18 protein-coding genes are annotated in these 19,116 nt (G+C 71.5%); 4 read left to right on the top strand and 14 right to left on the bottom strand.

Going from position 1 to position 19,116, the window contains the following annotated elements:
- Positions 1–69: 69 nt before the first annotated feature.
- Positions 70–753, bottom strand: coding sequence for a GntR family transcriptional regulator (locus tag ACZ4XD_RS05530; RefSeq protein ID WP_468038461.1), 684 nt, complete (start codon positions 751–753; stop codon positions 70–72).
- 163 nt (positions 754–916) lie between these two features.
- A complete protein-coding gene (locus tag ACZ4XD_RS05525) occupies positions 917–1,783 on the bottom strand; it encodes a GNAT family N-acetyltransferase (protein WP_468038459.1) in 867 nt (288 codons plus the stop codon).
- 197 nt (positions 1,784–1,980) lie between these two features.
- Here ACZ4XD_RS05525 and ACZ4XD_RS05520 point away from each other — a divergent pair, with 197 nt between their 5' ends.
- Entirely contained in the window at positions 1,981–2,157 is a 177-nt protein-coding gene (locus tag ACZ4XD_RS05520) for a hypothetical protein (RefSeq protein ID WP_181018564.1), read from the top strand.
- Positions 2,158–2,185: 28 nt separating this feature from the next.
- Here ACZ4XD_RS05520 and ACZ4XD_RS05515 read toward each other — a convergent pair whose 3' ends face one another.
- The 5 genes from ACZ4XD_RS05515 to pdhA all read right to left on the bottom strand — a co-directional run bounded on the left by ACZ4XD_RS05515 (position 2,186) and on the right by pdhA (position 6,660).
- The gene (locus tag ACZ4XD_RS05515) at positions 2,186–2,608 is read right to left on the bottom strand and encodes a VOC family protein (RefSeq protein WP_468038457.1); all 423 of its coding nucleotides are present in this window, start codon (positions 2,606–2,608) and stop codon (positions 2,186–2,188) included.
- A gap of 49 nt (positions 2,609–2,657) precedes the next feature.
- Positions 2,658–2,879: a hypothetical protein gene (locus ACZ4XD_RS05510; RefSeq protein ID WP_468038455.1), complete on the bottom strand. Its 222-nt coding sequence runs from the start codon at positions 2,877–2,879 to the stop codon at positions 2,658–2,660.
- 90 nt (positions 2,880–2,969) lie between these two features.
- Positions 2,970–4,433 (bottom strand): dihydrolipoamide acetyltransferase family protein, encoded by a 1,464-nt coding sequence (locus tag ACZ4XD_RS05505; protein ID WP_468038453.1) that lies wholly within the window; start codon positions 4,431–4,433, stop codon positions 2,970–2,972.
- A 23-nt stretch (positions 4,434–4,456) separates the two neighbouring features.
- Positions 4,457–5,440, bottom strand: a complete 984-nt coding sequence (locus ACZ4XD_RS05500; RefSeq protein ID WP_085923742.1) for an alpha-ketoacid dehydrogenase subunit beta — start codon at positions 5,438–5,440, stop codon at positions 4,457–4,459.
- A gap of 2 nt (positions 5,441–5,442) precedes the next feature.
- Positions 5,443–6,660, bottom strand: coding sequence for a pyruvate dehydrogenase (acetyl-transferring) E1 component subunit alpha (gene pdhA / locus ACZ4XD_RS05495; protein WP_468038451.1), 1,218 nt, complete (start codon positions 6,658–6,660; stop codon positions 5,443–5,445).
- Between the two features lie 328 nt (positions 6,661–6,988).
- On the opposite strand from pdhA, the gene ACZ4XD_RS05490 reads away from it, so the two are divergent.
- Positions 6,989–7,648 (top strand): response regulator transcription factor, encoded by a 660-nt coding sequence (locus tag ACZ4XD_RS05490; RefSeq protein ID WP_308407275.1) that lies wholly within the window; start codon positions 6,989–6,991, stop codon positions 7,646–7,648.
- A gap of 177 nt (positions 7,649–7,825) precedes the next feature.
- Positions 7,826–8,869 carry a phosphotransferase gene (locus tag ACZ4XD_RS05485; protein WP_468038448.1) on the top strand — a complete coding sequence of 348 codons (1,044 nt, stop codon included), beginning with the start codon at positions 7,826–7,828 and terminating at the stop codon, positions 8,867–8,869.
- 15 nt (positions 8,870–8,884) lie between these two features.
- Here ACZ4XD_RS05485 and ACZ4XD_RS05480 read toward each other — a convergent pair whose 3' ends face one another.
- The gene (locus ACZ4XD_RS05480) at positions 8,885–10,459 is read right to left on the bottom strand and encodes a protein kinase domain-containing protein (RefSeq protein WP_468038446.1); all 1,575 of its coding nucleotides are present in this window, start codon (positions 10,457–10,459) and stop codon (positions 8,885–8,887) included.
- Positions 10,460–10,773: 314 nt separating this feature from the next.
- Between ACZ4XD_RS05480 and ACZ4XD_RS05475 the strand changes: the two genes are divergently transcribed.
- A complete protein-coding gene (locus ACZ4XD_RS05475) occupies positions 10,774–12,435 on the top strand; it encodes a protein kinase domain-containing protein (RefSeq protein WP_468038444.1) in 1,662 nt (553 codons plus the stop codon).
- Positions 12,436–12,561: 126 nt separating this feature from the next.
- On the opposite strand, the gene ACZ4XD_RS05470 is transcribed toward ACZ4XD_RS05475, so the two are convergent.
- The 6 genes from ACZ4XD_RS05470 to ACZ4XD_RS05445 all read right to left on the bottom strand — a co-directional run bounded on the left by ACZ4XD_RS05470 (position 12,562) and on the right by ACZ4XD_RS05445 (position 19,086).
- Positions 12,562–13,128 (bottom strand): bacterial proteasome activator family protein, encoded by a 567-nt coding sequence (locus ACZ4XD_RS05470; RefSeq protein ID WP_468038442.1) that lies wholly within the window; start codon positions 13,126–13,128, stop codon positions 12,562–12,564.
- 140 nt (positions 13,129–13,268) lie between these two features.
- On the bottom strand, positions 13,269–14,156 hold the full coding sequence (locus ACZ4XD_RS05465) for a hypothetical protein (RefSeq protein WP_468038440.1): 888 nt from the start codon (positions 14,154–14,156) through the stop codon (positions 13,269–13,271).
- A 152-nt stretch (positions 14,157–14,308) separates the two neighbouring features.
- Entirely contained in the window at positions 14,309–15,286 is a 978-nt protein-coding gene (locus ACZ4XD_RS05460) for an NAD(P)H-quinone oxidoreductase (RefSeq protein WP_468038438.1), read from the bottom strand.
- A gap of 94 nt (positions 15,287–15,380) precedes the next feature.
- Entirely contained in the window at positions 15,381–16,520 is a 1,140-nt protein-coding gene (locus ACZ4XD_RS05455; protein WP_468038436.1) for a potassium channel family protein, read from the bottom strand.
- On the bottom strand, positions 16,517–18,172 hold the full coding sequence (locus ACZ4XD_RS05450; protein WP_468038434.1) for a molybdopterin molybdotransferase MoeA: 1,656 nt from the start codon (positions 18,170–18,172) through the stop codon (positions 16,517–16,519). The genes ACZ4XD_RS05455 and ACZ4XD_RS05450 overlap by 4 nt, the downstream gene beginning before the upstream one ends.
- The gene (locus ACZ4XD_RS05445; protein WP_468038432.1) at positions 18,169–19,086 is read right to left on the bottom strand and encodes a DUF6457 domain-containing protein; all 918 of its coding nucleotides are present in this window, start codon (positions 19,084–19,086) and stop codon (positions 18,169–18,171) included. Before ACZ4XD_RS05445 ends, ACZ4XD_RS05450 begins: the two co-directional genes overlap by 4 nt.
- Between the last annotated feature and the right edge of the window lie 30 nt (positions 19,087–19,116).

Here is a 19,116-nt window from a genome sequence, read left to right as displayed (position 1 = left end):
CGCCGCCTATACCGGAGCCGCCGGCGCCGTCCGAACCGAGGGAGCCACCGGCGCTTGCGCTGCCGGCGCTCATCGCACGTCCCCCTGCGCGAGGTTGCGGACCCAGCTGACGTGGCGCTGCACGACGTCGGTCGCGGCGTCCGCGTCACCGGCACGCAGCGCCTCCAGGATCTCCGCGTGCTCGGTGATGTTCTTGGCGATCCGGTCCGGGTGGGCGTGCATCACCGCGACGCCCATCCGCAGCTGACGGTCGCGCAGCTGCTCATAGAGCCGGTCCAGGATCTGGTTGCCGGCGCTGCGCACGATGGCGGCGTGGAAGGCGCGGTCGGTGACGGACACGGCGGCCAGATCACCGGACGCGGCTTGCTCCCGCATCGTCTCCAGCAGTTCCGTCAGCTCGCCGAGCAGCGCCTCGCTGGCCGGCACCGCCTTGGCCGCGGCGTGCTTCTCCACCAGCAGCCGGGTCTCGACCACATCGGCGATCTCCTGCGCGGAGACCGGCAGCACCAGGGCGCCCTTCTTGGGATAGAGCTTGATCAGCCCCTCGACCTCCAGCCGCAGCAGCGCCTCGCGCACCGGAGTCCGCGACACCCCCACGGCGTCGGCCAGCTCGCCCTCGGTGAGCAGCATGCCGCCCTCGTAGCGGCGCTCCAGGACGGCGTCCTTGATGTGGGCGTAGACCCGCTCGGCGGCGGGCGGCTGCTTGGCGGCGGGCTCTCTGGCAGGAGCGGTGGGCGTGGACGCTGAGGGCATGCGCACAGGATAGATACAACAGGTATGCGTTCGACACCGCAGTCCGCGATACGGACAGGACGGGCACGTTTGCGCTGGTGGAGGCGTTGTGGGGCGTCATGGCGGCGGTGGGCCGGTCAGCGCCCGATGTGCGCCCCGGCCCGCCCGCCGCCCGGCGGGGACCTCAGCCCGGCATCCGCCCCTGCGCGACCAACCGGTTCACGACCTGCGCATGCGCGGGCGCACAGCGCTCCCGCGCCTCCTGGCGGTCGAACCAGGCGTACTCGGCGATCTCCCGACCGGGGGCCGGTGCGATGTCCTGGGGCCCGCCGGTGAAGCAGGTCATGTGCAGCCGCCGCCCGTTCTTCCCGTGGGCGACGGCATGGATGACAAAAGCCTCCGAGAGCTCCTCGGCGGGCACCACCAGGCCGAGTTCCTCACCGAGCTCGCGCGACAGCGCCTCCCGGGCGGTCTCGCCGGGCTCGTACTTGCCGCCCGGGAGATAGAAAGTGTCGTTCCCCCGCGTCCGTACGCTCAGCAGCCGCCCCTCGCGCAGATGCAGCCAGCTCACCGACTTCAGCGGTGCGCCGCGCTCCAGCGCGATCAGCGGATGGCCGGTCTCCTCGTCCGTCCGCCGCCCGCGCTCCGTGAAGCCGAGGTGCGCGTAAAAATTGCGGGCTCGGCCGTTGCCCTCGAAGACCTCCAGGGTCAGCGCGCCGTGCAGGGCCGCCGCATGCTCCAGCAACTCCCGCCCGGCTCCGCCTCCTTGGGCCTCCGGCGCCACGAACAGCCCGCCGACCTCGGCCCCGGGCCGGCCCCCGCCCCCGGTCCCGCCGGTCAGCAGTCCGAGCAGCCCGATGACCCGGCCCTCACGCTCGGCCACCCAGTTCTCCGCTTGGACCAGGTACACCTCACGGAGGAGCCGGGCCCGTTCGCCCACGCCCTCCCCGTCGAGGAACGGATGCGCCTCGCGGGCGGCCCGGGACCAGAGATCGGTGACCACGTCCTGGTCGGAGGGGTGATAGGGCCGGATGATCATTTCGCTGCTCATTGCGCCGACCGTAAACAGCGCGGCCGACCGCGGCAAACCCTTTCCCGGGCACCGGCGGAAGAGGAACTCCAGAGGTATGTCGGGTCCACCTCAGGTCGGAGAGGAGTCCGTACCTGGCGCGTACGGACCGCGGTGAATCTCATGGGTGAATAGAGGCAGGGAGCCGGGGAGGCTCCGACACCCAAGGGGAGTGGACCATGCAGCCCAGGACGAACGCCGGCCGCCGTACGCGGAACACCGTCGTGCTGGCATTGATCGTCGCCGGTCTGTGGGCGGGCATCGCCCTGACCCGCGGCGCCGCACGCGCCGATGGGTCCGGCCCGGGCGGGCCGGTGGGCCACTTCAGCCGCGCGGTGGAACTCATCCGCGGCTGACCGGCCCGCCGGTCGCGCGCGGCCCCGGCTACACCTTGCGCGGCTCGCCGCGATACGTACCGAACGACCAGAGGTTGCCCTCGGGATCGCGGGCACCGAATTCCCGCGAGCCGTAGTCGGTGTCGTTCAGCTCCTCGATGATCTCCGCTCCGGCAGCTCTGGCGCGGGCGCACAGCTCATCGGGGCGGTCGGTGACGACATAGCCCCCGAACGTCCCGGGGCGCAGCGGCCAGCGGTCGTCCTCGGTCTCCCTGACGGAGCCGAGCATGATGCCGCCGCCTTCCGGCCAGGCAAGCTGAGCGTGCACGACGCGCTCACCCTCCCCGTGGACCACGGTCTCCTCGAAGCCGAACGCGTCGACCAGGAAACGGATCAGCCCACGGGCGTCACGGGCCCGCAGCGTCGGCCATACCTGGGGTGCGGGGGTGGTGTCGGACTGGTTCTCGGGCATATCGCCGGACCTCCCGGGTCGGTGGGCGGCCCCCGGTGGGCCGCCGACTTCAGCGTTCCCTGACGGCGTCCTCGGCGGCTTGGACGTTTCGGAACTCCTCGGCGAGCCACTGGCTGGGCGGACAGCCGGCCGGCGTGAGCGGCTCATCGAGGGTGAAGATCAGGGTCAGCCGGGGTGAGGGGAGCCCACGGTGGCGGCCCGGCGGCAGCCCGGCCTGCCGGTATCCGGCGTACTCGCTGACGTACGGCTGGAGCGGCGGCGCGGGGCGCACGCACGACTGCTCGTCCACAGGGCCGGCGCGGACCCGAGGCGGCGTTTCACGTGAAACGCCGCTCCGAACCGCCCGGCCCCGCATTCCGGCTCATCCCCAGGTGATGAGCCGCTTGGGCCGCTCCAGCACCGCCGCGATGTCCGCGAGGAGCTTGGAGCCCAGCTCGCCGTCGATGAGCCGGTGGTCGAAGGACAGCGCGAGGGTGGTGACCTGGCGCGCCTTCACCTTGCCCTTGTGGACCCACGGCTGGAGCTTGACCGCGCCGAAGGCGAGGATCGCCGACTCCCCCGGGTTGAGGATCGGCGTACCGGTGTCAACGCCGAAGACGCCGACGTTGGTGATGGTGACCGTGCCACCGGTCATCGCCGCCGGTGAGGTCTTGCCCTCGCGGGCGGTGGCGACCAGATCGCCCAGTTCCGCGGCGAGTTGGGGCAGTGTCTTGACTCCGGCGTCCTCGATGTTCGGGACGATCAGCCCGCGCGGGGTGGCCGCCGCGATCCCGAGGTTCACATAGTCCTTGTAGACGATCTCCTGCCGCGCCTCGTCCCAGGCCGCGTTGACCTCCGGGTGGCGCTTGAGGGCCACCAGGAAGGCCTTGGCGACCAGCAGCAGTGGGTTGACCCGCAGCCCCGCCATGTCCGGGTCCTGCTTGAGCTCCTGGACGAGCTTCATCGTGCGGGTCACATCGACGGTGATGAACTCCGTGACATGCGGCGCGGTGAAGGCGCTGGCGACCATCGCCTGAGCGGTGGCCTTGCGTACGCCCTTGACGGGCACCCGCCGCTCACGGGCGGCGGCGTTGATGACGCCGGTCTCCGCCGGGACAACCGCCTCGGCCACGGTGGCCGGAGCCTCGGCCTGGGCGGCCGGAGCCTGGGCCGGGGCGGCGGCCGCGTGCACGTCCTCGCGGGTGATGATGCCGTCCGGCCCGCTCGGGACGATCGTCGCCAGATCGATCCCGAGGTCCTTGGCCAGCTTGCGCACCGGCGGCTTGGCGAGCGCCCGGCCGGCGGACCCGGCGCTCGTGCCGTTGGCGACCGGCGCCACGGGCGCGGCCGGTGCGGGCGCCGTGCGCGCGTTCAGCTCCGCCTGGAGCGCGGCGCTCACGGGCTCCGGCTGGGCCGGAACCCCCGGCTGGGGCTTGCGGGCTCGCCGCTTGGTCGAGGACGGCGCGGCGCCGTAACCGACCAGCACCGCCTGCCGGCCCTGCGGCTCGGCCTCCTCCTCGGCCTTGGCGGCCTCCTGCGGCGCCTGGGCCGCGGCCGGTGCCGTGGCGGGCCCGGCACCGGGGTCGGTGTCCACGGAGATGATGACGGTGCCGACATCGACGGTGACGCCCTCGCCGAAGTTCAGCTCGTGCACCACCCCGTCGTAGGGAATGGGCAGTTCGACGGCGGCCTTGGCGGTCTCGACCTCACAGACGACCTGGCCGTCGGTGACGGTGTCGCCGGGCTGGACGTACCACTTGAGGATCTCGGCCTCGGTCAGCCCCTCGCCGACGTCGGGCATCTTGAACTCGCGGAAGCGCTGAGCGTTGGCGGTACTTGCAGTCATGGTCACGAACTCTCCTCAAACCCTCAGTACGCCAACGCACGATCAACGGCGTCGAGCACCCGGTCCAGTCCCGGAAGGTACTCGTCCTCCAGACGGGAGGGCGGATACGGGGAGTGGAAACCGCCGACCCGCAGAACCGGGGCCTCCAGGTGGTAGAAGCACCGCTCGGTGATCCGGGCGGCGATCTCGGCGCCGGCGCCGAAGAAGACCGGGGCTTCGTGGACGACGACCAGCCGGCCGGTCTTCTGCACCGAGGACTGCACGGTGTCGAAGTCGATCGGGGAGAGCGAGCGCAGGTCGACGACCTCCAGCGACTTGCCCTCCTCGGCCGCGACATTGGCGACGTCCTGGCAGACCTTGACCATCGGCCCGTAGGCGGCCAGCGTGAGGTCGGAGCCGGTCCGGGCGATCCGGGCCTTGTGCAGCGGGTCCGGGATCGACTCGGTGTCCAGCCGCGACTTGTCGTGGTAGCGGCGCTTGGGCTCGAAGTAGATGACCGGGTCGTCGCCCGCGATGGCCTGCTGGAGCATCCAGTAGGCGTCGGAGGAGTTCGAGGGAGAAACGATCTTGAGGCCCGCGACATGCGCGAAGAGCGCCTCGGGGGACTCGGAGTGGTGCTCGACCGCACCGATGCCGCCCGCGTACGGAATGCGGATGACGACCGGCACCTTGACCTTGCCCAGCGCGCGGGCGTGCATCTTCGCGAGCTGGGTGACGATCTGGTCGTAGGCGGGGAAGACGAAGCCGTCGAACTGGATCTCGACGACCGGGCGGTAGCCGCGCAGCGCCATGCCGATGGCGGTGCCGACGATGCCGGACTCGGCGAGCGGGGTGTCGATCACCCGGTCTTCGCCGAAGTCCTTCTGCAGTCCGTCGGTGACGCGGAAGACGCCGCCGAGCTTGCCGACGTCCTCGCCCATGACGAGGACCTTGGGGTCGGCCTCCATGGAGGCACGCAGCGACTCATTGATCGCCTTGGCGATGGTGATCTTCTCGAAGACGGCCATGGTCAGTTCCCCTCCGCGACAAGATCGGCATCGGCGAACGACGCCTGGTACGCGGCGAACTGCGCGCGCTCCTCATCGACGAGCGCATGCCCGTCGGCATAGACATTCTCGAAGATCGCCATGGTGTCCGGGTCGGGCATGGCACGTACGGCATCGCGGACCCGCTTGCCCAGGGCCTCGCGCTCCTCGTCGATCGACGCGAGATACGCCTCGTCGACCAGGCCCTCGGCCTCCAGGTACGTCCGCAGCCGCAGGATCGGATCCTTCGCCTCCCAAGCCGCCCGCTCCTCGTCCGCCCGGTACTTCGTCGGGTCGTCGGAGGTGGTGTGCGCGCCCATGCGATAGGTGAACGCCTCGATCAGCATCGGGCCCTGACCGGTGCGCGCCCGCTCCAGCGCCGCCTTGGTCACCGCCAGACAGGCCAGTACGTCATTGCCGTCGACCCGTACGCCGGGGAAGCCGAATCCGCGGGCACGCTGGTAGAGCGGCACCCGGGTCTGCTTCTCGGTGGGTTCGGAAATCGCCCATTGGTTGTTCTGGCAGAAGAACACGACCGGGGCGTTGTAGACCGCGGAGAAGGTGAAGGATTCCGCGACATCGCCCTGGCTGGACGCACCGTCACCGAAATAGGCGATGACCGCGGAATCCGCGCCGTCCTTCTGCACCCCCATCGCATAGCCGGTGGCATGCAGCGTCTGGGAGCCGATGACGATCGTGTAGAGGTGGAAGTTGTTGCTGTTGGGGTCCCAGCCGCCGTGATTGACCCCGCGGAACATGCCCAGCAGATTCGTCGGGTCGACGCCGCGGCACCACGCCACGCCGTGCTCGCGGTAGGTCGGGAAGACGTAGTCGTCGTCGCGCAGCGCGCGCCCGGAGCCGATCTGAGCGGCCTCCTGGCCCAGCAGCGAGGCCCACAGACCCAGTTCGCCCTGGCGCTGGAGGGTGGTCGCCTCGGCATCGAACATCCGCGTCAGCACCATGTCGCGGTAGAGGCCGCGCAGTTCTTCGGCGGAAAGGTCGATCGAGTAATCCGGGTGCTCGATCCGCTTGCCTTCGGGCGTCAGCAGTTGTACGAGCTGATCCTGCTCCGCCTCGGCGGGCCGGCCGGAGTTCCGGGCCTTGGCCGGGGACGCCTTCTTTGCCGACGTCGCCTTTTTGGCGGTGGTGCGCTTGCTGCTGCCGCGGGCGTTTTTCCGCTGCGCAGTGCCTTCCACGGTCACGTGCTGCTCCTCCGTCTGTCCGGCCCCCGGGGTCCGCCGGTGGCCGTATTGCGGCTCACCCGGTATCCGATACGGCGCACGGGGTGTGTGCGATCGCGGCCCGGCTCCGGGTGGAACAAAGCTCCCGGACAGTGGCCTGCTCATTGCACGTTACCCATTGTCAAAGCCGAAGTGGAAACGGCGTTGACCTGCGATTTTGCTTGGATTTCCAAGTAAATCGCGAAGGTTTGCAACAACTCCTGGTCACAGCGTTGCAGGCCGCCGGGACAACGGCACGTTATATCGGTGACCTGGAGCACGGGAAGGGCTGATGTGTGAGACTGGTGGAGTGCGCGAAGACGGAAAAATCACGGTATTCCTGCTCGACGACCACGAAGTTGTCCGGCGCGGCGTCCACGAAATGCTCTCGGTCGAGGAGGACATCGAGGTCGTCGGCGAGGCCGGCACTGCCGCAGATGCCCTGGTCAGGATCCCGGCGACCCGTCCGGACGTGGCGGTGCTCGATGTCCGGCTGCCGGACGGGAGCGGGGTCGAGGTCTGCCGCGAGATCCGTTCGCAGGACGAGGACATCAAATGCCTGATGCTCACCTCGTTCGCGGATGACGAGGCCCTTTTCGATGCGATCATGGCCGGTGCGTCCGGTTATGTCCTCAAGGCCATCCGGGGGAACGAACTCCTCTCCGCGGTACGCGAGGTGGCGGCCGGCAAGTCACTGCTCGACCCCGTGGCCACCGCCCGGGTGCTGGAGCGGCTGCGCGACGGCAACACCGCGAAGGGCGACGACCGGCTGGCGAGCCTCACCGACCAGGAACGCCGGATCCTCGATCTGATCGGCGAGGGAATGACCAATCGCGCCATCGGCGAACGGCTCCATCTCGCCGAGAAAACGATCAAGAATTACGTTTCCAGTCTGCTCTCCAAGCTCGGAATGGAGCGCCGTTCCCAGGCCGCCGCCTATGTCGCCCGAATGCAGGCGGAACGGCACTGAACAGCTCAGGGAAAGACGGCGCGCACCCCGGCACACCATCCCGCGGATTGCCTGCGACCACAGCCACCGGCAGACCGCCGAACGGGAGCCGAGGCGCCATCCGCCCCTACGCGCACTCTGCGTAAGGCCTTCCGGCACACCCACTCCGACGGGCGTAGTTGATCTAACATCTGGCGCGTGCTGCGCTCATCTGTAGTCCGGACGGCGGCGACGCCCGACAGAGACACCCTCGGATCCCTGCTCCGCCACTACGCAGGCGCCGGTGCGCCGCTGTCCTGTGAACCCGTCGCCGAGGGCCTGCTCAACCACGGCTACTTCCTCGCCACCACCCGCGGCCGCTACTTCCTCAAGCACCACCTCGACGGCGACCACGCAGCCCTCACCCGCCAGCACCGCGCCACCTACCGCCTCGCCGCGCTGGGACTGCCGGTCGCCCCACCCGTCGCCCATACGGACGGCCGCACCGTCACGGTCCTCGACGGCCGCTGCTACGCGCTGCACCCCTGGGTCGAGGGCCGCCACCTCGGCGGCGCCGCGCTGACCCGCGACCAGTCCCGGCGGCTCGGCGCCCTGCTCGGGCTCGTACACAACGCACTGGAGGAGGTCATGGCGGACGAGCCGCATCCGCCCCGGCCGCCCTGCGCGGACGCCGGCGCCGACCCCGAGCGGACCTTCGAAACGATCGACGAGCTGCTGGCCCTGGCCCGTGGCGCCCGGCCGCGCACCAGCTTCGACGAGCTCGCCGAACACCGCCTGCTGGAGCGCCGGGCCCTGCTGGCGCAGCAGGCACACCGCCGGCCGGCCCCGGGCGCGGAGCCCCCCGCGGGCTGGGTGCACGGCGACTTCCATCCGCTGAACGTGCTGTACCGGGGCACGGAACCCACCGCGATCGTCGACTGGGACCGGCTGGGCGTCCAGCCGCGCGCCGAGGAGGCGGTGCGCGCCGCCGCGATCTTCTTCGTACGCCCCTGCGGCACGCTGGACCTGGGCAAGGTGGCGGCGTACGCGGGCGCCTACCGCAGGGCCTGCGGGGCCGGCGCCGAGGAGCTCGCGGCGGCCGTCCACCGGGTGTGGTGGGAGCGGCTGAACGACTTCTGGATGCTCACCTGGCGCTACCAGCTGGGCGACCGCCGCACCGATCCACAATTCCCGGCGGCGGCCGCCCTGGCCATCTGGTGGACCCGCGAGTACCGGGCCGTACGGAACGCGTTCACCCGCTGAAGCGGGGGCCGCCCGTCAGCCGGTCGCGCCCGCGGTCACGCCGCCGTCCGCGCCACCGTCGGCGGCGCCCCCGTCGCCGGTGCCCCCGTCATCGGTCCCACCGGTGGGGTCGGTGGGATCGGTGGGGCCGGTCGGCGGCTCGGACGTCGGCGGCTCGGACGTCGGCGGCTCCGAGGTCGGCGGCTCCGAGGTCGGCGGCTCGGACGTCTCCGGCGTGCTGGGCTGCTCGGTCGGCGGCTGGGAGTAGGTGCCGCTGTCACCGGTGTCTTCGGGCTCGGTCTCCGGAGTGCTCGGCTCCTCCGTCGGCGGCTCGCTCGTCTTGTCGTCCTCCGACGGCGTCGGCGACTGCGAGGTGGGCGTCTCGTGCTTCTTGCCCTCACCGCCGGTGTTCTGCAACGCGAAGGCCACACCCACCGCGATGGCGATCACCGCCAGCGCCGCGATCAGCCAGACCTTGCCGCGACCGCTCTTGGTCCCCCGGGGCCCGCCCTCGAAACCGCCGTCGTCGTCCCGCATACCGGGCGTCAGGATCGGCTGCGCCGTGGTCTGGCCGGCGTCGGGGTGCGGCAGCGCCGTGGTGGCCGCGGTGCCCATGCCCGGGGCGAGGCCGCCCTCGTGCACGGCGACCGGGCCGGTGCTCCAGGTGCCGGTGTGGCCGCCCTGCTCATGCAGCATCTGGAGCGAGTACTGGACCAGGCCGCGCATCTCCTCGGCGGACTGGAAGCGGTCGTCGGGGTCCTTCGCCAGCGACCGCATGACCAGGCCGTCCAGCTCCGGCGGCACCGCGTCGGCGACCTGGGACGGCGCCACCGGCATGTCCTGCACATGCTGGTAGACGACCGAGAGCGGGGTCTCGCCGGTGAACGGCGGCCGCAGCGTGAGGAGTTCGTAGAGCAGACAGCCGGTGGCGTAGAGGTCGGAGCGGGTGTCGACGGTCTTGCCGAGCGCCTGCTCCGGGGAGAGGTACTGGGGGGTACCCATGACCATGCCGGTCTGGGTCATGGTCGACTGGGCGCCGTGCAGCGCACGGGCGATGCCGAAGTCCATGACCTTGACGGCGCCGCTGTTCGTGATGATCACGTTCGCGGGCTTGATGTCACGGTGCACGATGCCGTGCTGGTGGCTGTAGGCCAGCGCCTCCAGCACACCGGAGACGATGATCAGCGCCTGGTCCGGCGGCGGGGCGTCGGCGTTGAGCAGTAGATCGCGGATGGTGTGGCCCTCGACCAGCTCCATCACGATGTACGGCACGGTGTTGCCGCCGACCAGGTCCTCACCGGAGTCGTAGACCGCTACCACGGCGTGGTGGTTCAGTCCGGCCACGGACTGTGCCTCCCGCGTGAACCGGGCCTTGGAGACCGGGTCCTCGGCGAGGTCCGCGCGCAGCAGCTTCACGGCGACGGTACGGCCGAGACGGACGTCCTCGGCTGCGAACACCTCCGCCATGCCACCGCGGCCGAGCCGTCGCGTGAGCCGGTAGCGGCCATCGCCGACCAGCCCGCCGTTGCCCCACATCTCCGGTGCGTCGGAGATGTTGGAGCCGGTGGCCTCAGGGTCGGACGGGCCCTGGGGGCTCTGCGTCGGTGCCATCGGTCCTCGCCGTCGAATCAATCCGCATGAGAGCGGTAAGGTCATCGGTCTTCGCTAGAGCACGCTACAGGTTCCACGACACCCGCCGGTCCGTCGTGGACCGGTCATCACACCCGCCGGAAGCCACATATCGCAAGTTCACCGGGGGTAATCAGGCGCCAAAACGTCGCACCGCCGTGACGGGATCTTGCACATCTGGTCACGGAACGGGCACACAGCTTGACGTGTCCGGGGCCTGGGGCAGACTTGGCTGCGAAATTCCAGATTTTGATCGCTATACGTACGGGTAGTGCGGCCTAGGGGGAAGCGGAACGATGAGCCAGGACGGCGCTCAGGGCCAATTCGAGGGCCGTTCGGTCGGCGGGGGACGTTACCAGCTTCGTGATCTCCTCGGCGCGGGCGGAATGGCTTCCGTACACCTCGCCTACGACAGCGTGCTGGACCGCGAGGTCGCGATCAAGACGCTGCACACCGAGCTCGGCCGCGAGCAGGCCTTCCGTGAGCGCTTCCGCCGCGAGGCCCAGTCCGTGGCGAAACTCACGCACACCAATATCGTCTCCGTCTTCGACTCCGGTGAGGACGAGCTCGACGGCGCCATGGTGCCGTACATCGTCATGGAGTACGTCGCAGGTCAGCCGCTGCGCTCCGATCTGGACACCGACGTCGCCCAACATGGCGCGATGCCGACGGAAAAAGCCCTGAAGATCACGGCCGATGTCCTGGCCGCGCTCGAGGTCAGCCATGAAATGGGCCTGGTCCACCGGGACATCAAGCCCGGCAATGTGATGCTGAACAAGCGCGGCGTCGTCAAGGTCATGGACTTCGGTATCGCCCGGGCCATGCAGTCCGGTGTGACGTCCATGACGCAGACCGGCATGGTCGTCGGCACCCCGCAGTATCTGTCGCCCGAGCAGGCGCTGGGCCGCGGTGTGGATGCCCGCTCCGACCTCTACTCCGTCGGCATCATGCTCTTCGAGCTGCTGACCGGCCAGCTGCCGTTCGACGCGGATTCCCCGCTCGCCATCGCCTACGCCCATGTCCAGGAAGAGCCCCCGGTCCCGTCGAGCATCAACAGCTCGCTGCCGCCGGCCGTGGACGCGCTGGTGGCCCGTGCGCTGAAGAAGAACCCCAACGAACGGTTCCCCACCGCCGAGGCGATGCGGGACGAGTGTCTGCGGATCGTCGGGTCCGGGCAGTCCGGCTCGACGCCGCTGATCATCAGCGAGGGCCCGCGGGCCCGTACCAGCGGTGCGTCGGTCTCCTCCGCGGTCTTCCCCACCGCCTCCGGCAACCCGCACACCCCGGCCCCGCCGAGCGTGCAGCAGCCGTACCAGCCCACGCAGGCGGCCGCCTTCGGTCCCTCGACGCCCCCGCCCCTGCCGCCGAACAACACCTACCCGACCCCCGCGCCGGGCCCCGTTCCCGGTCCGGCGCCGTTCAACACGGGTGGCTACCAGCCGTCGGCGTACACCCCGCCCCCGGTGACGGCCTCGATGCCGTCGACCGGCGGTCCCGCCCCGCGGAAGAACAACAGCGCGGTGATCGTCGTTTCGGCGATCATCGGGGTCGTCGTGGTCACCGCGATCGCGGTCGGTATCGGTCTGAGCGCCGGCTCCAGCGACGACAACGGCGGGGACCTCAGCCCGACGTCGGCGTACTCCGACACCGCCTCGCCCACCGAGAGCGTCCGGCCCGAGGACAAGACGGCGACGATCCTGACGTCCGAGTGCACCAACCCGACCAAGAGCTCCGTCGACCCGCGCAAGATCCTCATTCCGCACTTCCGCTTCAAGAATCTGGACTCGGTGAAGAAGTGCATCGAGGCGGCCGGCTGGAAGTACAAGATCGTCGCCCATGAGGACAGCGCGCTCTGGGGCAAGAACACCGTCACCAACCAGAACCCGTCGTCCGACTGGTGGTACCCCAACAAGAACGACGCCATCGAGCTGACCGTCTCGACCGGTCGCAGCGACTGACGCTGTACGGCCCACGGGCCTTGCGTACATGACGGAGGGGCCGGCACGCGGACTGCGTGCCGGCCCCTTCTGTGTGTCCTGGTGCTGCGGGGCAGGTGTGCCCCGGCAGGCCCGCGGACCCCGGGCTCAGAGGTACGGGCCCGAGCGGGCGCCGCCGTGACCGGGCGTGCCCTCCTCGCCCTCCATCGGAACGGCACCGGGCGGCAGCGCACGGCGCATCGACTCCAGCTGGGCACGGGCCGCCATCTGCTGGGCGAACAGCGCGGTCTGGATGCCGTGGAAGAGACCCTCCAGCCAGCCGACCAGCTGTGCCTGGGCGATCCGCAGCTCCGAATCCGTCGGCACCGATTCATCGGTGAACGGCAGCGACAGCCGCTCCAGCTCCTCGACCAGCTCGGGGGCCAGGCCGTCCTCCAGCTCCTTGACCGAGCTGGAGTGGATCTCCTTGAGCCGGACCCGGCTCGCCTCGTCCAGAGGAGCGGCCTTCACCTCTTCCAGCAACTGCTTGATCATGCTGCCGATGCGCATGACCTTCGCAGGCTGTTCGACCATGTCCGTCAAGGGGGTCTCCCGGGACTCTTCGCCGTCTTCCCCGCCGCCGGAGCCCGCGCCGCCGCCGAGCGCCATGCCGTCCGGGCCGACCACCAGGACGTGCGGATTCTCCTGCGACCGTTCATTCATCGGCATATCCATGCCGCCATTCTCTCGTACGCGGGCTCCAGACAAGTGGTGCCCCGGGGAGAAGGTGATCCACCCTTCCGAGCGGACCCGGCAGCCGCTGTTTCACGTGAAACAGCGGATTCTCGCCGTTTCACGTGAAACCACCGAAATCGTCAGCCCCGGCGCAGCCGCAGAGCGAAGAAGGCCAGCCCCAGACCGGTGAGAGCAAGCCCGGCACCCATCGGGAGAACCCGCTCGACCGGCGCCACAGGGGTCTCCATGGCGTACGGGGTCGCCGTGGCCGCCACGTCGTCGTCCGTGCGCTCCGGTGCGGGGCGAACCCCCTCCGGGGCGGGCGTGGGGAGGGGCGGCAAGGCCTCGTAGGTCCGCCGGCTGAACCGGTCCGCGACGTCGTAGCGGCGGGAAGGAGCGGGCCGTGACGGGGTGGCCGCTGCCGCGTGGGATTCGGACGCGGCAGGCTTGCGGTGCTTCTTCGGGGCGCGCCGACCGGGCCGCGGATGCGCACGGTCGGCTTCGGAGGGCCCCGTCGCGTCCGCGTGCCGATGCCTGCCGGGCCTCGGGAAGTCGGCACTGCCACCGTCGGGCCCCGCGATGGAGTACGGCGGGAAGCCTGGGCCGAACGGGTGATGCGGGTGGTGGTGCCACCGTCCGTGCCCGCGGAGCCCCCCGAAGTGGTGGTGATGCGACGGCCGGTGCGGAACGCCCGGAAGGGCGTCCGGCAGGCCGGGGTAGCGGTCCGGCAGCGCCGGGGCCCCCGGGTGGCCCCGGTGTCCGGCACGCACCCCGCCCCCTCCGGCCCCGGGGCCCTCGACCGGCGGCGGGCCGATCGCGAAGTCATCGAACCCGTCCAGACCGAAGCCGTCGGCGCCGGGGAGGTCGTCGGGCTGGTCGCCCGGGCGGGCAAGAAGCGGGGGACGGTCGACCGGAGTGGCCCGCCGGTCCGCGGCCATCGCGGAGGTGGCCCCTATCGGCACGGGCAGCACGACGGCAGCCACCAACAGACCGGTGGCGATGCGCGAACGGAATCCTGGAGCGACCACGGTGCCCCTCCCGTGCCGAGCCGTCGAGTGACCTGCCCAGCGTCACATGTGATGAGATTCACGGCATCCTGGACATGTCGGGCGGGTTACCGGGCGCATACGCGGGAGGGGTGGGCGCGGCCAGCGCGCGTGGCCGGGGCGCGGCCGGGGGCTCAGACCGTCAGTACGACCTTGCCGACATGGGCACTCGCGTCCACGACCCGGTGTGCCTCGGCGGCGTCCGCCATCGGGAGACCGCGGTCCACGATGGGCCGGACCTGACCGTTGGCGATCAACGGCCAGACGTGCTCGCGTACCGCGGCGACGATGGCCGCCTTCTCGTTCAGCGGGCGGGCGCGCAGCCCGGCACCGGTGATCGCGGCGCGCTTGGCCATCAAGGCCGCGAGATTCAGCTCCGCCTTCACCCCGCCCTGGAGCCCGATGATCGCCAGCCGGCCGCTGACCGCCAGCGCCTTGACGTTCCGCTGGAGGTACTTGGCGCCGATGATGTCGAGGATGACATCCGCGCCCGTACCGTCGGTGGCCTTGCGGATCTCCTGGACGAAGTCCTGTTCGCGGTAGTCGATGAGGATGTCCGCGCCCAGTTCGGCGCAGCGGGCCAGTTTCTCGGGGCCGCCCGCGGTCACCGCGACCCGTGCGCCGACGGCCTTGGCGAGCTGGATCGCCATCGTGCCGATGCCGCTGGCACCGCCGTGGACCAGCAGCGTCTCGCCGGGCCGCAGGTGCGCGATCATGAAGACGTTCGACCAGACCGTGCAGGTCACCTCGGGCAGCGCGGCGGCCGTGACCAGGTCCACGCCGGACGGCACCGGCAGCACCTGGCCGGCCGGGACGGCGACCTTCTCCGCGTAGCCACCGCCCGCCAGCAGCGCACACACCTCGTCGCCGACGGCCCAGCCGTGCACCCCGGCGCCGAGCGCGCTGATCCGCCCCGAGCACTCCAGCCCCGGATAGGGGGAGGAGCCGGGCGGCGGGTCGTAGAAGCCCTGGCGCTGGAGCAGGTCCGCGCGGTTCACGGCGCTGGCCGCGACCTCGATCAGGACCTCGCCCTCGGCGGGCTGCGGATCGGGCACGTCCGCCCAGACAAGTGCTTCGGGGCCACCGGGCTCCGGGATAGTGATCGCTCGCATGGGCGCGAGGCTACTCGCCGTCCCCGCACGGAGCGAAGGTGCGGGGGCCGACGACTACCGCCGGGTCGGCCATCCGCCCCCGCACGACGTGCGGTTATTCATCCGCGCGGCGCATCGGGGCGACGCCGGTGCCGGGGAGAGTCGGCTTGGCGGACTGCTTGCCGGAGTGTTCCGCCGCCTCCGCCGGAGCCGCCCGCACGATGGTGATCAGACGGTCCGTGCTCTGTAGCGGACTGGCCTCCGGATCGTCGTAACCGAGGAGCCGGTGACCACGCAGCACGGAGACGACCAAGTCGTCCGTCTCCCGTACGGACTTGCCGACCTCCGCCTTCACCACCGTGCGTTCCACCAGGTCGAGGCCGCTGCCCTGCTGGATCAGGTCCTCCATGACGGTGCCCGCGCTGGGGCTGTGCACGGAGAGCCCCAGCAGCCGGCCGGCCGCGCTGGCCGACGTGATCACGGAGTTGGCGCCGGACTGCCGCAGCAGCGGGGCGTTCTCCTCCTCCCGCACCGCCGCGACGATGTTCGCCCGCTTGTTGAGCTGACGGGCGGTCAACGAGACCAGCACGGCGGTGTCATCGCGCTGCGTGGCGATCACGACTTGGTGAGCGCGCTGGATCTCGGCCCGGAGGAGCACATCGCTACGGGTCGCATCGCCGACCACCCCCGCGAACCCGTCGGCCACCGCCGCGTCGATGACCTTGCTGCTGGGGTCGACGATGACGATGCGGTCGCGGTCCAGTCCCGTCGCACACAGGGTCTGGGCGGCGGAACGGCCCTTCGTCCCGAAGCCGACGATGACGGTGTGGTCGCGCAAGGCGTTTCTCCAGCGTTTCAGTTGCCACTGCTCGCGGGTGCGCTCGGTGAGCACTTCCAGTGTGGTGCCGACCAGGATGATCAGGAACAGCACCCGGAGCGGCGTGATGAGCAGGATGTTCAGCAGCCGCGCGCTGTCGCCGTACGGGACGATGTCGCCGTACCCCGTGGTCGAGAGCGTGACGGTCGCGTAGTAGAAGCAGTCGAGCAGATCGACCTTGTCATCGGCGTTGTCGTGGTACTCGTTGCGGTCGATCCAGACGATGAGGACCGTCGCGAGCAGCACGAGCAGCGCCATCAGCAGCCGGCGGGCGACCTGCCGCAGCGGCGGCTTGGGGGCGCGGCGTGGCAGCAGTACCCGGTGCGAACGGTCCTCGGGCACCTCCCGCGCCGCGGCGTCCTGGGACGGGAGCTTCACGTACGGCCTCCGGTGGCCTCAGGGCCGTAGGGGTCCCCGGGGGCGGCCCAGCCGGGTGTCCAGCCCGCCGACCAGCCTGCTGACCAGGGGAGTTCCAGGATTTCGAGTGCGGTGCCACGCTCCGCACCCCCGGGCGGGACGACGGCCAGCCCCTCGGCGGCAGCGATCCCGCGCAGCATGGCCGGGCCGTGGAAGCGCAGGGGTACCGCCGTCAGGCCGTGCCGCTCGTCGTCGCGGTAGGACACCGGGACGAGCCGGGTGTCCCGCGGATGCCCGGTGACCGCGGCGGCCAGCGGCGTGCGGTACGGCGCGGCGGGACGGCGGGCGGCGAGCGTACGGAGCAGCGGTTCGGCGAGGGTGAGCAGGCCGGAGACGGCGGCGAGGGGGTTGCCCGGCAGGCCGACGAGATGCCGGCGCGGGGCCAGGCGGGCCAGCAGCATGGGGTGCCCGGGGCGTACCGCCACCCCGTCCACCAGCACCTCCGCGTCGAGCCGCCGCAGGGTGGGGTGCACATGGTCGACGGGGCCCGACGCGGTACCGCCCGTCGTGATCACCACGTCGGCAGTGGACTCCGCGAGGGCGGCGTACAGAGCATCGGCCTCGTCGGCGAGATGGCGGGGCGCCGCCGCCTCGACGCCCAGCGCATGCAGCCAGGGGGCGAGCATCGGGCCGAGGGCATCGCGGATCCGGCCGTCCCGCGGCAGCCCCTCGTCCAGCAACTCGTCGCCCAGGACGAAGACTTCGGCACGTGGGCGGCGGTAGGCGGTCAGCTCGTCGTAGCCGGCCGCCGCGGCCAGGCCGAGGACGGCGGGGGTCACCAGGGCGCCCGCGGGCAGCAGTTGGTCGCCGCGGCGGCACTCCTGGCCCCGCGGGCGGATGTCCTGGCCGGGCGGCGCGGGCCGCGGCGCGTACAGCCGTCGTCCGCCGTCGCTCAGCTCACGGACCTCACCGTGCTCGCTGCGCAATACGGCGGTGGCTCCGGACGGGACGCGCGCGCCGGTGGCGATCGGGATCGCATGGCCGTCGAGGAGCGCCTCGGCGGGGGCGTGACCGGCGAGGATGCCGGTCGGGGGGCCCGCCTCGGAGTCGTCGGCGGGCTGGTCCAGGCGCCAGGGGCCGGGGCCGGCGACCGCCCAGCCGTCCATCGCCGAGGTGTCGAACGACGGCAGATCGGTGAGCGCGGTGAGGGGTGCGGCGAGCGTACGGCCGAGCGCCGCGCCGAGCGCCGAGGTCTCGGGCGCGAGCGGCCCGGGGGCGGCGCGCTCGGCGAGGCGGCGGGCGGTGTGCCAGGGAACGGCGGCCGGGGTGGGGCGCGGGCCGGGGCCGGTGGGAGGCGCGGGGTCCACGGGGCCGGAGGGGCCGCTGCGGGCGGCGGCGGGGTCGTCCGGCGCGAAGGGGTCGTCCGGCGTGTACGGGGCGTCGTCGTCGCCACCGGTCGCGGAGGAGGCGGCTGCCACGGCCCCTCCGGCGGCGTACGGCGCGGCGACGGTCGTGATCTTGGGCCCCTCGCCGGGCCCTACGCGCAGCGGTGCCCTGCCGTTGGCCAGCGCGAGCGCGTCGTCGAAGGGGTCACCACGGCCCTCGGCCGGGGGTTCGTCCCACGGTCGGCCCACCACGCCGCCGGCCTCCCCGCCCCACTCCCGGTCGGTCATTCCGCGGGCTTCGCTTCGGCACCCGTGGCGCCGCCGGCGTCGGACGCGTCCTCGGCCTCGGCCGCCCAGCGGTGGGCCAGCGCGGCCGCCCGGTCGGCCAGTTCCTGCACATCCCGGTCCTGGCGGCCGGCCGCGTAACCGATCAGAAACGTCGTCAGCGGCGCGGCGGGGCGGGCCACGCCATGGGCCGCGTCCCGCGCGAGATCGAGAAGCGCCGCCGTGTCGACATCGAGCTCGATGCCCAGTTCGGCCTTGACTGCGGTGATCCATTCGTCCAACACGTTCCCATGCTCCCTGATACGGGCGCGTGCTGCGCTGATGTCTTCCCAGGTGTCGCAGTCGAAGGAGGCCGTGGCGGTGGGGTCCGGGATCCGTTCGAGCGCCAACTCGGCCGGCAGCGCGCGCAGCGGGAGTCCGGCCAGGCCGCCGTGTGCGGCTCGAATTCGTGTCAGTGCACGGCGCAGCGGCTCGGCCCGGTAGGCCGCCACCAGCGGCTGGTCCCGCCCCGCAGCGTCCCGGAGCATCGCCCCGTCGCGCGGCGCGGGGCTCCCGCCCGGCCCGGCAGCGCCTGGCGTGGACGTAGCCGCCAGGAGGCCCCGTACCGTCGCGGCCGTCAGGAACGGGAGATCGGCGGAGAGGACGAGCACCGTGGGGGCGGTGGTGTGCCGCAGGCCGGCGTCCAGTGCGGCGAGCGGACCGCCGCCCGGCGGGTCCTCCAGGGCGTGGACGACGGCGCGGGCGGTCGGACGCGCGGGGCCGACCACCACCGTCGTCGCCGCATCGGGGCAGGCGGCGAGCACCCGGTCCAGCAGCGGGCGGCCGCCGACGGACAGGGCGGGTTTGTCCGCCCCGCCGAGCCGCCGGGCCGCGCCGCCGGCCAGCACGACGACGTCGTGGTCGGTGAGGTCGTTCACCCCTTGAGTATCGCCGGGGGCACCCGCTTC

The sequence above is a fragment of the Streptomyces sp. NPDC029466 genome (assembly GCF_055574515.1).
This window is presented reverse-complemented; position numbering and strand designations above follow the sequence as displayed.

Coding starts and splice junctions, on each gene's coding strand:
- ACZ4XD_RS05515 (WP_468038457.1), bottom strand. CDS start 2,608: ATGCCCGAGAACCAGTCCGACACCACCCCCGCACCCCAGGTATGGCCG.
- ACZ4XD_RS05475 (WP_468038444.1), top strand. CDS start 10,774: ATGAGCCAGGACGGCGCTCAGGGCCAATTCGAGGGCCGTTCGGTCGGC.
- ACZ4XD_RS05460 (WP_468038438.1), bottom strand. CDS start 15,286: ATGCGAGCGATCACTATCCCGGAGCCCGGTGGCCCCGAAGCACTTGTC.
- ACZ4XD_RS05500 (WP_085923742.1), bottom strand. CDS start 5,440: ATGGCCGTCTTCGAGAAGATCACCATCGCCAAGGCGATCAATGAGTCG.
- ACZ4XD_RS05525 (WP_468038459.1), bottom strand. CDS start 1,783: ATGAGCAGCGAAATGATCATCCGGCCCTATCACCCCTCCGACCAGGAC.
- ACZ4XD_RS05470 (WP_468038442.1), bottom strand. CDS start 13,128: ATGGATATGCCGATGAATGAACGGTCGCAGGAGAATCCGCACGTCCTG.
- ACZ4XD_RS05520 (WP_181018564.1), top strand. CDS start 1,981: ATGCAGCCCAGGACGAACGCCGGCCGCCGTACGCGGAACACCGTCGTG.
- ACZ4XD_RS05505 (WP_468038453.1), bottom strand. CDS start 4,433: ATGACTGCAAGTACCGCCAACGCTCAGCGCTTCCGCGAGTTCAAGATG.
- ACZ4XD_RS05530 (WP_468038461.1), bottom strand. CDS start 753: ATGCCCTCAGCGTCCACGCCCACCGCTCCTGCCAGAGAGCCCGCCGCC.
- ACZ4XD_RS05480 (WP_468038446.1), bottom strand. CDS start 10,459: ATGGCACCGACGCAGAGCCCCCAGGGCCCGTCCGACCCTGAGGCCACC.
- ACZ4XD_RS05450 (WP_468038434.1), bottom strand. CDS start 18,172: ATGACCGACCGGGAGTGGGGCGGGGAGGCCGGCGGCGTGGTGGGCCGA.